Annotated in this window: 9 protein-coding genes and 2 rRNA genes; 3 read left to right on the plus strand and 8 right to left on the minus strand. The window is 63.3% G+C overall.

Going from position 1 to position 14,411, the window contains the following annotated elements; all coding sequences use genetic code 11:
* Window positions 1-148: 148 nt before the first annotated feature.
* The 6 genes from VKF82_04095 to VKF82_04120 all read right to left on the minus strand — a co-directional run bounded on the left by VKF82_04095 (window position 149) and on the right by VKF82_04120 (window position 10,527).
* Entirely contained in the window at window positions 149-3,700 is a 3,552-nt protein-coding gene (locus VKF82_04095) for a CHAT domain-containing protein (protein ID HME81242.1), read from the minus strand.
* The gene (locus VKF82_04100; GenBank protein HME81243.1) at window positions 3,697-4,647 is read right to left on the minus strand and encodes a hypothetical protein; all 951 of its coding nucleotides are present in this window, start codon (window positions 4,645-4,647) and stop codon (window positions 3,697-3,699) included. The genes VKF82_04095 and VKF82_04100 overlap by 4 nt, the downstream gene beginning before the upstream one ends.
* A complete protein-coding gene (locus VKF82_04105) occupies window positions 4,644-6,149 on the minus strand; it encodes a CHASE2 domain-containing protein (protein HME81244.1) in 1,506 nt (501 codons plus the stop codon). The genes VKF82_04100 and VKF82_04105 overlap by 4 nt, the downstream gene beginning before the upstream one ends.
* A 225-nt stretch (window positions 6,150-6,374) precedes the next feature.
* A complete protein-coding gene (locus VKF82_04110) occupies window positions 6,375-7,460 on the minus strand; it encodes a hypothetical protein (GenBank protein HME81245.1) in 1,086 nt (361 codons plus the stop codon).
* Window positions 7,461-7,577: 117 nt separating this feature from the next.
* Window positions 7,578-9,014, minus strand: a complete 1,437-nt coding sequence (locus tag VKF82_04115) for a serine hydrolase domain-containing protein (protein ID HME81246.1) — start codon at window positions 9,012-9,014, stop codon at window positions 7,578-7,580.
* Window positions 9,015-9,033: 19 nt separating this feature from the next.
* The gene (locus VKF82_04120) at window positions 9,034-10,527 is read right to left on the minus strand and encodes a sulfatase (protein ID HME81247.1); all 1,494 of its coding nucleotides are present in this window, start codon (window positions 10,525-10,527) and stop codon (window positions 9,034-9,036) included.
* 339 nt (window positions 10,528-10,866) lie between these two features.
* Between VKF82_04120 and VKF82_04125 the strand changes: the two genes are divergently transcribed.
* The 3 genes from VKF82_04125 to VKF82_04135 all read left to right on the plus strand — a co-directional run bounded on the left by VKF82_04125 (window position 10,867) and on the right by VKF82_04135 (window position 12,823).
* A complete protein-coding gene (locus tag VKF82_04125) occupies window positions 10,867-11,163 on the plus strand; it encodes a c-type cytochrome (GenBank protein HME81248.1) in 297 nt (98 codons plus the stop codon).
* 80 nt (window positions 11,164-11,243) lie between these two features.
* Entirely contained in the window at window positions 11,244-12,143 is a 900-nt protein-coding gene (locus tag VKF82_04130; GenBank protein ID HME81249.1) for a prohibitin family protein, read from the plus strand.
* Window positions 12,144-12,445: 302 nt separating this feature from the next.
* A complete protein-coding gene (locus tag VKF82_04135) occupies window positions 12,446-12,823 on the plus strand; it encodes a hypothetical protein (protein ID HME81250.1) in 378 nt (125 codons plus the stop codon).
* Window positions 12,824-12,893: 70 nt separating this feature from the next.
* Here VKF82_04135 and rrf read toward each other — a convergent pair.
* Window positions 12,894-13,011: ribosomal RNA gene (rrf, locus tag VKF82_04140) — 5S ribosomal RNA — on the minus strand.
* A gap of 118 nt (window positions 13,012-13,129) precedes the next feature.
* Window positions 13,130-14,411, minus strand: a 23S ribosomal RNA gene (locus VKF82_04145); the annotation flags it as partial.

Below are 14,411 nucleotides of genomic sequence, written 5' to 3' on the forward strand. Positions count from 1 at the left end.
GAGCGACTTCTTCACCACGGGCCTCGCTGTCGTCATATCCTTGCTCATCTACATCGTCATCACGATTATTTTGCGGCGAACGCCTGGCATGTTCGTGTTTGGATTGCAATGGAGGGCGCCTGCGGTCGAATAAATTCGACCGCTCCGTCTATCGGGGGAGTACCGCCGTGTCGCCGTCGCCGAACACCACCGTCGGCGCCCATGAGAACGGGTGGGCGAAGCGCGGGTCAGAGTCGTTGATGAGCGTCAGCTTCGCTTGTCTGAGGCTCTCGGCAGGCGACTTGCCGGCGTTGAGGCTCGAAAAGAACGCCGGCGTGAGCTTGGGCGCGACTTGATCGTCGACTTCCCAAAGCGTCACCGACATCGCCGGTGTACCCGCGAAAAGAAACGCGCGCGTGAGTCCGCTGATGCCCTCGCCGGCCGCATGCGGTCCCGCGCCGGTGTTGCACGCCGAGAGCGTGACGAAGTCGGCGTCGAGCGTCAGCCCGAAAATATCGGCCATGGTGAGGAAGCCGTCGCCGTTCTCCGGATGCGCCAACACGAGCGCCGGTTGCGTGAGGCCTTGGATCTGGTCGGGCAGCACGGCGTGTGTCGCGAAGAGAAGGTAGCGATAGTCTTTGAGCTGGCCCGTGCCGTTGAGCGCGAGGACCTTGGCGCGCGATGCGTCCTCGCCGGTGAGAATGCTGCCGGCCGGCGCGTTGAGCACTTGGCGGACGTCATCTGCTTCGACTTGGGAGCCCGGCAGATCGGGAAACGCCGCGGCGAGGTCCTGCGACGAATCGCCGACGACGGCGCGCATCGCGCGGGTCTGCTCGGTCGCATACGTGTCGGTGTCGGCGCTGGCGACGGCGACGACCGCGTTGCCGATCGCGGGTCGCGCCAGAGCCAGCAGCGGGTCAGCCGCTTCCCGTCGTGCCTGCATGCTCGCGCGCACCGCGCCGAGCAATGACGCCGATGGGATGTACGAGATCGCGTGTTGCTGGACAAGGTAGTGCGGCCGGCCGGCCCCATGCGCCGGGTCTTGCGTGACCAGCATCTCAAAGGGAAGATCGTAGAGCGAGCCGGTCGGAACTATCACGAGCGCCCGTGCACGGCCGACCGTTGGCGCGATCGACTTCGGCACGAGCACGTTGTACAGCGCGAAGCTGTCCGCTGCGAAACCGGGCAGATCTTGCGCTGCGTCGTCTGAGATCTGGCTCGGCAACATCTGCTTGTCGACGTCGGCTTGGATGCGCGCCGTGTGCGCGCGCAGCGCCGCGACGCGTCGCTGGATCTGCGCCGTTCCGGACTCGGTAACGAGCTGGAAGTGATCGCGGCTGATGACCCAGAGCAGCGTGCGTGCATCGCCGACGTCGTAGATCAATAGCACTTCGCCGGGGTTGATGACCTTTTTCTGCAACGTCGTCGAGTCGATCGGCGACGGATGCTGGAGCGCGTAGTAGGCCGGGTACCTCGTCTTGATCTGGGCTTCTAGCCCGTTTCGTTTGGCGGTGACGTCGTGTAACTGCTGCGTCGCCGATGCCACCGCCGCCGGATCCGGCTTGGGCACGGCCTCGGTGTAGGTGAGCATCGTGCGCGCGTCGTCGACCGCAAGCTCGGCTTCGGTATCGCTGCTGACGACGGATTCGGGCACGCCTGCGAACTGTCGTGCCGCGCTGCGTCCGATCTGCTCGAGCGCCTCGCGTGCCTGCTTGCGTTCGAGGATCTGAAGCGCCTGGCGATCGTAGCCCTTGCCCGGGAAGCGGGCGTTGAGCTGCCACAGATATTGGATGAAATCGTCGTACAGGCTCAACTTCGTGGAGAAGTACGTGGTCCGGGCGCTTGTGGCGCCAAGACCAGCCCGCGTGCTTTCGATCTGATCGAGCGCCCCGGTGTAGTCGGCGATGGCAGCGGCGCGCATGTCGAGCGCGGACTCCGCGTTGGCCAGCGCGCGCAAGCCGCCCCACAGCCGCTCGCTTTGACCTTGGCGGCGCGCCAATACGACTGCCTGGCGCGCGGCTTGGAGCCCGGCTTGATTCTTGCCGAGCGAGACATCCGCGCTGGCGATATCGATCAACGTTATCCCCTCGCCGAGCACGTTCTGTTCGGCGAGGAACATGACGAGGGCCTGATGGTCATCGTCATACTCCTGCTTGGGATGCCCGGTCCTGCCGTATAAGGCTCCGAGCGCGTAGTAGGTGGTGGCGACCTGGTCGTCGTCACCGATCGCTTTGGCGATCTGGAGCGACGCGTTGAGATCGCGTATCGCGTCGCTGGTACGCCTGAGATTCACTTCGGCGATCGCGCCGGTCAGAAGCGCGTCGACCTCGCCTCTCTTGGCTCCGATGGCCTCGTCGATGCCCGCCGCGGCCGACGAGTCCTGCACGGCTTCCTCGTCGCGGCCGAGTGAAGAGAGCAGCGACGCCAATGCGACCAGCGCTCCCGCCTCGCCATGGCGGTAGTGGACGGCGCGGTACAGCGCGAGCGCTTGTTGCACGTTGTCCATCGAGGCGTCGTACTCACGCAACTGTCGCTGCACATCCGCGAGTTGGTAGAGCGCACCGCCCTCACCGATGCGCCAGCCGATCGCGTGATCGAGCGCGGCTTGCTGTTTGAAGTCGTCGAGCGCGGTGTCGTAGTGCGTTTGTTTCTCAGCTAAGTCGCCCAAGTTGCCGAGCGCGACCGCCTGATTGCGCCGGTCATCGACGCTGCGGGCGACCTGGAGCGCCTGCTCTGCGGCGTGCTCTTCGTCGCCGGAGCGGCCGAGATTCCGATAGGAGAACGCCATGTCGTTGAGGACATGGGCCTCTTGCGAACCGCTGTCGAGCGCCCGGAATATCGGCAGCGCTTGAGCGTAGTCCTTGAGCGCGATGTCGTCGTGGCCGATCGTCTGATTGACAGTGCCGATCAGTTCGAGCGAGCTGGCCATCGCGTACTGGTCGCCGATCTGGCGAGAGATGTCGAGCGACTGCTGGAGATACGGGAGCGCTTCCGGGTAGTGGCCGGAGTTGGCGACGATGATGGCGATGCCGCGAAGCACGTCGGCTTGACCGCGCTGATCGTTCGCCGCGCGATACAGGTCCAGCGCCTGCTTGTCGGCCGTCATGGCATCGTCGGTCTTGCCGATGAAGTCGTCCAGGTCGCCGATAGCCGACAGGACGTCTGCCTGGCCTGCGCTGTCGTTGATATCTTTGAAGATCGCGAGCGCTTGTTGATAGCTCGCCATCGCGTCGTCGTTCTTGGATTGTGCTTGCTGCACGTTGCCGATCCACTCGATGTCAGCTGCTTCACCGGCCCTATCGTTGAGCGCGCGGTGCGCGGTTAGCGCGGCGTTCAGGGCATCGAGCGCTTGCGGGTACTGGCGCAGTTTTTCTTGGGCTTTGCCGACATCGAGTGAGAACGCTGCGATCGCGGCTCGGGCGTTCTGGTTTTGTGCGGCTTGCAGGCCGCCTTGCCACGCGGTGAGCGCGGTCTTGTAGTCGTGATTATCAAACGCCGTCTGGCCTTGCGCTTGGATTTGCTGCGGTGCGGGCGGGAGCGCAGACGGGGTTGGGGCGCCCGGCATCGTCGATGCTGGCGGTGTTGGCGCGACCGGCGAGCTTGTAGGAGCCGCGGTTGGATCTGCGGGTGCGGTGGAACCCATTGTGGTCGACGCAGTTACACCGAGCGCGATGAACGCGACGGCGAGCGCCAAGCGGGTGATGTAGGCGCCTGACTTCATTGGCCGCCGGCGAGTTCGAAGCTCAGCGCGCGCGACAGATCCGATCCCGGTGTGAATCCGGCGACTCCCTGATACGCTTGGAAGCGCCAGTCGGGGCTCTGCTGCACCAGCCAGCCGGCGTACAGCGCGGCGCGAAGGTCGAGCGATTGCGATGGGTCTTGTAGCGCGGCCATTTCTGTCGGCGGAGGTTGCGGCAGCTCCGCTGGGGGAATCGCTTCGAAATCGGCTGCGACGTGACGGCCGCTGGCATCGCCGACTCGCAGTTCATAGCTGCCGGGCGTCAACGTGACGTCAAAGGCTGTCTTGCGCTCTTGCAGACCGGTTCTTGTCGCGAGCGGTGATGTGTCGCCCTTCTTATATACAGCGGCGTCGTACGGCGGTTGGCCGTCGATCCAGGCCACCCAAAGCTTGGGCTGGCCGGCCGCCACGCGCGGGTGCGCCGGCTGCAAAAGATAGATGAGCACCGGCTCTTGGACGCCGCCGCGCGTCTGCGCGGTAGTGGTGTGCTCGGTGTAGTAATCGTTCTGCGAGCGTTGGAAGAGGTCGCCGACCGATGCGAACATGCGCCCGATCGCGGCGACGGCCGCGTCCGCGCCCGCAGTTGATCGCGCGACGCAGTACTTGGGATTTGCCGCGTCGACGCGCGCTTCGGTGCCGTCGATCATCAACGTCATACGGTTGGCGTTGTCGCTTGATTGCGCGTTGGTGGGTTCATGCAAGATGACGCAATCGCCGACGTTGAGCGTCATGCCCAAGCGCGGCGGCAGTTTCTGTGCGCCGCGGTCGATCTCGTACGCGGTGGCCGGGCCGGTGTACGATTCGATATAGCGGTAATTCGTGGTCGAGTCGGCGTTTGAGGGGAGCGGCACGCCGAGCCCCGTGGACAGCGCGAGCGCGGCGGCGAGATAGAGAGATGTGGTGGCACGTGCGTTGCCGGTTCGGGTCACTTCAGCACTCCTCGCTGGTGCAGCCACGTCTCGATCCCGCCGACGAGCTCGTGTACTTGGATGCCGAGGATCGGCATGATCGGATCGAAGAAATAGCCGCGGTTCAAGAGCAGGTATCCGCCGGTGACCGCGGCCGCCACGATGATCAACGATGCGGACACCAGTGCGGCGCGGTGCGGTAAGTAAAAGAACAGCACGCTGACGAAGATCGTGAGAAATGCGTCGATGCCGTAGCGCAGGTACCATGGGGCTTCGCGGATGTGGTCGTCATGCAGCAGTGCGTTGATCGCGTTGAGCAGCACGACCGTCCCGGGCATCTCACCAAGCGGAGTCTGGTGCACGTCCGGGTTGTCCGAATACGTTCCGCCGATGACGACGATCTTCCCCCGAAGCAGCGCGGGGTTGAAGCGTTGCGACGGCTCGACGTCAGTGATCTCCCACGCGGGGACGACGACGCCGAGCCGCTGCCCCTTTTGGCGCTGTGCGCCCGGCGGCGCCCAGCCGAAGCGATAGAAGAAACGTCTTTCGAGGTCGCTGGTGCTCAGCTCGAGCGGGTAGCCGACGTCGATGATGAAGTTATCGCGCGGCATCTGCGCGTGCGCGTTTAACCCTGCCGCGGCGTGCTCTGGAGTGCCTTGTTCCGCGGTGCTTTGCTCGCCCGTTTGCAAGCACTGAGGCGCGAGGCCGACGTCGAGCGCGCGTTGGAGTTTGACGAGGTCTTTGCCGTTGTATGCCGCCACGGCGAGCATCTCGGCGGAGGGAAGCGCTCTGCCGCGGAGCGATTGACAGACGGGTTCCCAAAGGCGCCAGCCGCGGATCATCGAGTCGGCGTCGACATGGAAGATGGCGGTGCCGAACGCGACGGAGTTCGATTCTTGGCCGATCGGGTCGAGGAAGGACGGCTGCGGTTCGTGCGCCGGGGTGCCATTTGGGAGCGCGTCGGTCCTTGACGTGCGCAAGCCGCGCGTGAGTATGATCGGGGGGCAACCCTCGCGCGAGCCGGCCGTCGGGCATTTCGCGTCGTACCGGCGGAGGTAGCTCGCGAGAGCGTCGTCGGCGCTCGCGGGCGGCGTAGCGCGTTCGTCTTGCGGGGTGTTGGAGTCGCAGGTCAGCGCGTGACGTTGCGTTTGGCTTTGGCTACGCGCGCTCAGGTCGATGTCGACGACGATCACGCGCGCGCCGGCGTGCGCCGCGTAGTCGATGAGCCTGCAGAGCTTGTCGCGCGGCGTGTAGTACGGCGAACCCCATGACGCGACATGGGTCTGGTCGTCGATATCGATGAACGCGAGGCTCGCGCCGATATCCGTGCCCGCGAACTGGCTGATCTGCCAGGTGAGCATCTTGTCGCGCAGCGATGAGACCGCGACCGTCGTCTCGGCCGGCGCAAGCAGCACTGAGATCAGCGACCCGATCATGATGTTGAGCGCGAAGTCGCGCTTGCGATCGGGAAGCCCGCGCCACCATTGCAGAATGCGGTGGCGTAGTAGCGGCCGGCTTGACATTACGACGGCCTCGCTACGTTCCGGCTATGCCGATGTCCTGGATTCGGGCGGTCGAGGAATACCGGCGTGCATGAGATATGGTCGGGTGTGATACTTCGTGCAGCGCTGCCAGCGATTCGATTTTCGGGTGGTGCTCCGCGGCTCCGACCTATGTCGTGAGCGTGGACGGCCGGCGCTCGCCGATTTACGCGCCGGCCGATCCGTATGTCATCCCTGCGAGCGCCGTTAGTGGATCGTGTCGATGAACGCGACCACCGGGCAGTTCACGACCGGGCCCGCGGGGCCGAGAGGTTTGCCGTCGGGGCTCGTGATCTCACCCTTGCCCGCGAGGGCGAAGACCTGGGTGATGCTTGTGAGGCGGACGTTTTGTCCGCCGGCGACCGCGGCCTTGGACCACACGCCGACGTTGGCGGCCCACAGCGGCGTGTAGCCAGCCGCGCCCGGGCCGGCTGCAAACGTGGCGATGATGTTCAGCGGCGAGCCGAAGGACGCGCTGTCGGAGAGCACCGCCGGCTGCGAGAGCTGTTCGTCGAGCGCGAGGTAGGCGAGACCCTGTGCCTGCGGATTGTCCTTGCCGGTCTGGCCGTTCGCAAGTGTGATGATCGCTTGTTCGGAAGCCGGGCTGGATTGCGCGAGCTTCTTCGTATACGTGGCGCGCTCGATCGTCGCGACTCCCGGGTCCGACGCGTCGGTGCTCAGATAGACCACGCGCGCGCCGTTGAAGAACCCGTGCGCGAGCAGAATCGTCACCGTCTTCTTCTCGGTGTCGATGGCCAGCACGCGGTCGGCGGTGTTGCGATGCGTCGTGACGTCGAATGGCCCTGCCCCGCTCGCGATGATCGGGGCGTCGAGCGTCGTGCCGTCAGGTAGTCTGACGAATGGAGAATAGCTGTCGTCGGCGACCGAGCCGGGGTTGGCTTGCGCCGGCGGGAAGCCCGTTGCGCTCGATTTGTAGACGCGGCCCGAACTGAAGATCGGCGCGCCGGCGAACGTCAGCGACTGCGGTGCTCCCGAGGCGGTCTGCGTGTACGCTTTGCCGATGCTCGGTGCGTAGTTCAGGCCAAGCGACTGCGCCACGGTCTTGTCCGACGCGTCGGCGAGGATGTAATACACGGTCTTGCCGGCAGCGCTGCCTTTGTACAGCGGCAGCACGACGGTGTTCTGTTGCGGATCGACGGCGATCGCGCTCTTGAGCACGATGTTCTCGCGCGGCAGATCCGCCGCTTGTGCGGGGGTCTGGGCGAACGGAAGCAGCGCGAGCGCGAGCAGCGCTGCGGTCGCCTGGAGTTTGGGTCGTATAGTATCGGGCATGGCCAGTCTCCTATGAATGGATGATGGATGAAAAGCTGATGCCCTTACTACGTGAGCCAACCGGGCGCGGATTAATCGGCCGCGGCGCGCAGCGCACGAAGGCGACTTTTGCGGCACTTACGATTGAGGCTTGACGAACATCCCGGCCACTTTGCCCGCGGGGTCGAGGACGAACGTGAAGACGAGCGCGCCTTGCCCCCCTTGGACGAGGTATTGATAGATCGTGTACGGGTCTTTGACGGTCTTGCCGATGTAGACGAACGCCGTCGGAGCGCCCATCGGTCCGAGCGCCGCTGCCAGCTGCGCGGCCTTGTCGGTGGTGAGCGCGTTGCTCATGTCAGCCGTGAGCTGCGAACGATCGATGTCGTTTTTCTCCAGGCGTACGAACCACTCTTTGGCACGCGCCGTGATGGCCGGGTCCTCGCCCGGCGCTGAGGTCGGCGCGGGCGTCGGAGTCGCGTTGGCGACGATCTGCGGTTCCACGACCTCGAATATGCGGCGCACCGTCGACGCCGGGTCGAACGATATCGTGTTGGCGAGCACGACGATCTCCAGATGATCGTCATCTGGAAACGTCGCATTGCGCGTCGAGAAGCCGGGCAGTCCGCCATTGTGCCACACCTCGCGCTGGCCGTACATCGTGGAGACGAACCATCCGAAGCCGTACTTCGTGTCCGTGCCATCGGGAAGCTTTGCCGGCGTCGTCATCAGCGTCAGCGATGCAGGATCCACGACGCGGCCGTTCCAGAACGCATCATCCCACTTGACGAGGTCGGCGACGTTCGAGAAGAGCGCGCCGGCCGCGTACGCCCAACTCAAGTCTGCCACGACGGGCGTCGCGCCGTCGCCGGTCAACTGGTATCCGACCGCGTACTGCGGCCCCACGGGCACGGTCTTGGGAAACGATGTCGAGGTGAGACCGAGCGGCGCGATGATGCGCCGCTGCACGAACGCGGAGTACGACATGCCGGACGCCTTCTCGATCAGCATGCCCAGCAAGACATAGTTGGTGTTGCTGTACTCCCATTTCGTCCCCGGGAGGAAATCCAATGGCGCGTTCTTGACCAGGGCGACGAGCTGCTCGGGCCTGTACTCGGTCGACATGCGGTTGGTCATGGCGATGTGATCCACGTAGTTCGGCAGGCCCGAGGTCTGGTCGAGCAGTTCGCGGACCGTGATCTCGGCGGCGTGCGGCGCGGAGGGCAGGTAGTCGGCGACTTTCGCGTCGATGTCGAGCTTCTTGTCCTGCGCCAGCAGCATGACGGCCGCAGCGGTGAACTGTTTGGTGTTCGAGCCGATGGCGTAGATAGTGTCGGCCACGGCAGCGAAGCGGTGAGCGACGTCGCGGTAGCCATAGCCCTGGGCGTACAGGATATCCGAGCCCCTGGCGACGGCGAGCGAGATGCCGGGCACGCGCTGTGTGTCGAGCGCGTCTTGCGCGATCTTATCGATGGCGGCGCGCTGGATCGCATCGAGCGGCTGCGCGCAAAGCTGTGCGGTCGAGAGCATGATCGAGGCGAGGGCGATCGCGATGCCTGCGAGTGACTTGTGCATGTAGCCGCTCTTCGAAGTTCTAGGGCGTCATGCTTTGCGCCGCCCAGCATGTCTGTTGGCCGTGGCAGTTCTGATTCGCCACGAGAATCTCGTGCAGGCGCTGATGTTGCGCGGGGGTCAGGCCTTGCGCGATGTTGTTGAGCTCGGACGGGTCGCGCGCGATGTCGTAATAGCCGACTTCGCCATCCTCGTACTCGACGTACATGGCGTTGTCGAGGCGCAGCGCTTCGTAGGTGACCGGATCGGCTGAGTGTGGTATGGGCGCATCCGGATCGGTGATGCTCGGACCGGGCCGCTTGTGCTCGATGAGCGCGACGTGGCGCCATTCGGCCACGTCGCCGCCTAGGAGTAGTGGCAGCAGGGCGTGACCGTCCGCCTGCGGCGGCGGTGCTTGACCGCCGATGCGCGTGTAGGTCTCGGCGAGGTCGACGTTTTCGACGACTTGATGCACCACGACGCCTTTGGCAACATTGGGCCCTACGACCACGAGCGGCACGGAGATGTCGGTGTCGAACGGCGTCATCTTGCCCGGGCGCAGCGAGTACTCGCCCATGTGATATCCATTGTCGGAGCTGAAGATGATGTATGTGTCGTTGTCGCCGAGCTGCGCAAGCTCCGTCCGGATCTGGCCGATCATCTGGTCCACCGCTTGCACCGATTGCGCGCGCATGCGGAAGAACTTGTCGATCTTCGCGATCTCCGGCTTGTTCAAGGGCGGGATCTCTTGCAGCCACTTCGGGTCGTTGGGGCCGGGGCGCGCGCCGAACGCGGGTCCGCGCGGCGCGGTCAGTCCGGGGAACGCGTTGGCGTCGCGCGGCGCGGGGACGTACGGCGCGTGCGGTGCGAAGGTCGCGATCTCGATGAAGAACGGGCCGGGTTCCGAGTCGCGGATGAACTTCTGCGCGATGCCGGAGACCACGTCGGTCAAATAGTCCTTCGGTTCGGCGCCGTATTGGACGACGCGGCCGTTCTCGTTGAGCGCGTAGTTGAACTCCGGATAGCCGTTGCCGGCGACGTCCCACTCATTCCAGCCTGGAGGCACCCCGTCGCTGCCGGGCTGGTAGCCGTTGAGGTACTTGCCCAGCATGGCGGTCTTGTAGCCTGCGTGTTGGAGCACGACCGAAAAAGTCTGCGTCTGGTTGCCGTGCGCGTTGAACGATTGGTAGCCGCCGAGCGGCGGCTGGTTGGTGAGCACGTGCGTGTCGTGGGGGAACTTGCCGGTGAAGATCGACGAGCGTGAGGGGCAGCACAGCGAATCGGTGACGTAATAGTTCGAGAACGTCGTGCCGTCCTTTTGCATCTGCTGCAGGTTGGGCATGTACTGCACGAGGTTGTCGGCCAGATCGTCGGTGAGGATGAAGATGATATTAGGCCGGCGCGTCTGGTCGGCTTGCGTTGGCTGCGTCTGGTCGGCGCGGCCTTTGAGTGCCGGCGTGATGAGGATAGCGGCGACGCAGGCGAACGCGATCAATGCTAGACCCATGGCAGGCATATGACGTTTGAACGGGCTCATGGCACCTCCCGCGACTCTGTCGTCACTGGAATACCGACAACGCTCGCGCGCATCCTCTTGGCGCCTCTAGCCAGGCAGAGGGGGCCTGGACGGCGTACTGCGACGACCATGCTCGTACGAATTCGGTCACTCGCGATATGCACTGTCCTTGGCGCGCTCGTCGCAGCGTGCTCGGGCAACCGGCATGCCGCGGGCCAAGCGGCTCCGTCTGCCTCACCGGCTCCGCTCCGCGCTTCATCTTCATCTTCGTCTTCATCAGCGCTGGCCGATGGCCGCTCGATTTTTCAGAACGGACGAGATCTCGGCGGCGCGCCAATCACTGCGAACCCGCCGCCGTTGATGACCAGCTGCGCTGCGTGCCATCAAGCCGATGGCGCCGGCGGAATGCATCTGCCCGGTGGCGCGATCAGCGCTGACCTTCGGCACTCCGCGCTTGTGACGCACCAAAGGCCGCCATACGACCTCGCGCTGCTCGAACGCGCGATCTCCACCGGCATCGACAACAAGGGGAAACGCCTTGATCCCGTGATGCCGCGCTGGCGCCTGACGCCGAAAGACCTGCACGACGTGGCGTTGTACGTCTTGGAGGGACTAAGCCAAGACGCGGCGGCTCAGTCCAACAAGCGGTCACGATAGCGACTGCAGTGCCGTTAGCTTCCGCTCGCGAATCGACAGTCACCGTGTAGGTCTTCGGTACCTAGAAAGGACGGATTGCCGTGTTCGTCATCCAAGCCGCCCTCTGGATCGCCGGCTTCGTCGGCGCCGGATACATCTTTTGGCGCGCCACATCGTACTGGTTGGAGAAGCAAAAAGAGGCGCCGACACCGCTGCCGTACCTTTCGTATGTCGAAGCCATCGTGGTGCTCCTCATCTGCGGCGGCATCGCGTCAAGTTTCGGCGAGGTTCCCGCCGGTTTTCGCGGCGTCGTGCTGCGCTTCGGGGGCACGACCGGCGAAGTCAAGCAGCCGGGGCTGTACACGGTGGCTCCGTTCATCACCACCGTGGTGCTCATGAACGTGCAGGTCCAGGCGTACTCGGCGGACGCGGCCGCCGCGTCGGCCGACCTGCAAAACGTGCAGACGAAGGTCACGCTCAACTACACGGTCGACACCGATAAGGTCGTCGACGTCTACAATCGGCTCAACCAGGATTATCAGGATCGCATCATCGCGCCAGCGATCCAGGAAGCCACCAAGGCGGCGACCGCTCATTTCACCGCCGAGGAGCTGATCACCAAGCGGCCCGAGGCGCGCGATCTGCTCGAAAAGACGCTCGCGGCGCGGCTGGGCGAGTTCGACATGCACATCGCGGCCATGAGTATCACGAACTTCGAATTCAGCCAGGATTTCTCGAACGCCATCGAAGCGAAAGTGGTCGCGTTTCAGAACTATCTGAAAGCGCAGAACCAGCTTAAGCAGGCGCAAGTCGACGCACAGACCGCGATCGCGACGGCTCGCGGCGATGCGACCGCCAACATACTACGACGCCAAGCGATCTCAGAGCTGACCGTGCAATATGATGCGATCCAGAAATGGGATGGTCACTATCCGTTGGTTGTCGGCAATGGCACTACACTGATCGGGTTGAACGCCCTCACCGCACAGTCGTCTAAGTGACACGCGGTCTTCCGTTGCTGATCGACGGAGATCGCGCTTGGCCGTTGCACCCCCAGAGGGATTGGCCGGCTCCCCTCGAAAAAGCGTGCCCAATCCCACGATCTTTCGCACTGTCTCTTGCGGAGGTACGTATGCATTCACTCAAGTTGGTTCTCGCGATTGGAGTCCTTGCCGTGTTGGCCGTTGCCAATACTTCGCAGGGGAAAGCGTCAGACTCAGACTACATCACTCAGGCTCTCGCGGCGGCGCCCCCTGGCGTAGCTAGTGGGGCGGCGGTCGTGCGCATTGAGAAGAACGGGAGCATGACGACGCTTCGTGCAGGCAAGAACGGTTTTACCTGCCTACTGCTCGCTCCGACGTCCGGCGTGTGTGCTGACGCAAACGCCATGGAGTTCATGCAAGCCCTGATGAAGCATGCTGCTGCGCCGCCGGATAAGATCGGCGTGGCATACATGTTGTCGGGCGATGCGCCGGGCGCCAGCAATACGGATCCATGGGCGCAAAGCAAGACCCCAGATAATCACTGGGTCGTCACCGGACCCCATATCATGCTCATGGGTCCTGGTGCCAAGGCACTCGGCTATCCTACAACAAAGGACGCCGACCCGACAAAGCCCTACATGATGTGGGCCGGTACCCCGTACGAGCATGCGATGATCCCCGTCGGATCCACGAAATAAGTCACGACTACGACCGGAATCCACAACACAAAGAGCCGGCCGCGATGACCGCGGCCGGCTCTTGAAAATATTCCGGCGCCTACCTACTCTCCCACAGACCCTGCGGTCTGAGTACCATCGGCGTTAGTGGGCTTAACTGCCGTGTTCGGAATGGGAACGGGTGTTGCCCCACCACTATAAGCACCGGAAATCTTTAGGGGCGAGCGGCGGGCCCTGAGGCCCGCATGCCATTGCTCCCTGAAGACTGCATAACGATATCCGTCACGAACGAAACTTACCAGCTTTGCCGCTTGATGATTCCAAAGAGCGAATAACTCTCCGACTTATTAGTACTGGTCAGCTGCACGCATTACTGCGCTTCTACCTCCAGCCTATCACCTGGTGGACTACCAGGAGTCTTCACCTTGCGGATCCAGACCTTATCTTGGAGTCTGCTTCACGCTTAGATGCTTTCAGCGTTTATCAGATCCGGACGTGGCTACCCGGCTCTGCCACTGGCGTGACAACCGGTTCACTAGCGGTCCGTCCAACCCGGTCCTCTCGTACTAGGGTCAGCGCTCCTCAAGTCTGTAACGCCCACAGCGGATAGGGACCGAACTGTCTCACGACGTTCTGAACCCAGATCGCGTACCGCTTTAATTGGCGAACAGCCAAACCCTTGGGACCTACTACAGCCCCAGGATGCGACGATCCGACATCGCACATTGCTCGTGCATTACTGCACGTGTAGACTATATCTTCACCTTGCATGAATTTCTTCGCGCGAAGGGCTGGCGTATTATGGCGGCCGTAGATTGATCGCTTGCGCGATCGGACACGCCATCTCGAGCTTGCGCTCTCAGTCGTTACGGGGTCAAGGCGTTTTGCGACGCCCGACTTCCCACGGTATTGTCCTCGTCTTCAGTCCTAAGACGATCGGAGTTCACCGTTATTAGCCAGTACTATTGTTAGGTAGATGACGTCTCCGTCATCTCACCCCTGATGTTTGAGGTGCCAAACCTCCCCGTCGATGTGGACTCTTGGGGGAGATCAGCCTGTTATCCCTAGAGTACCTTTTATCCGTTGAGCGATGGCCCTTCCACGCGGGACCACCGGATCACTATGGCCGACTTTCGTCTCTGCTCGAGCCGTCGCTCTCGCAGTCAGGCGGGCTTGTGCCATTGCACTCAGCAGCTGATTTCCGACCAGCCTGAGCCCACCATCGCGCGCCTCCGTTACTCTTTGGGAGGCGACCGCCCCAGTCAAACTACCCGCCATGCAGGGTCCCGGACCCGGGTAACGGGCCGCGGTTAGATGCCAGAGAGCTCAAGGGCGGTATTTCAAGGCTGCCTCCACCCCAACTAGCGCCAGGGCTTCAATGGCTCCCGCCTATCCTACACATGAACTCCCTAACACCACTGCAAAGCTGTAGTAAAGGTGCACGGGGTCTTTCCGTCTGACCGCGGGAACTCCGCATCTTCACGGAGAATTCAATTTCGCTGAGCCGGTGTTGGAGACAGCGGGGAAGTCGTTACGCCATTCGTGCAGGTCGGAACTTACCCGACAAGGAATTTCGCTACCTTAGGACCGTTATAGTTACGGCCGCCGT

Source organism: Candidatus Eremiobacteraceae bacterium (assembly GCA_035314825.1).
In the GTDB taxonomy this organism is placed as follows: domain Bacteria; phylum Vulcanimicrobiota; class Vulcanimicrobiia; order Eremiobacterales; family Eremiobacteraceae; genus JAFAHD01.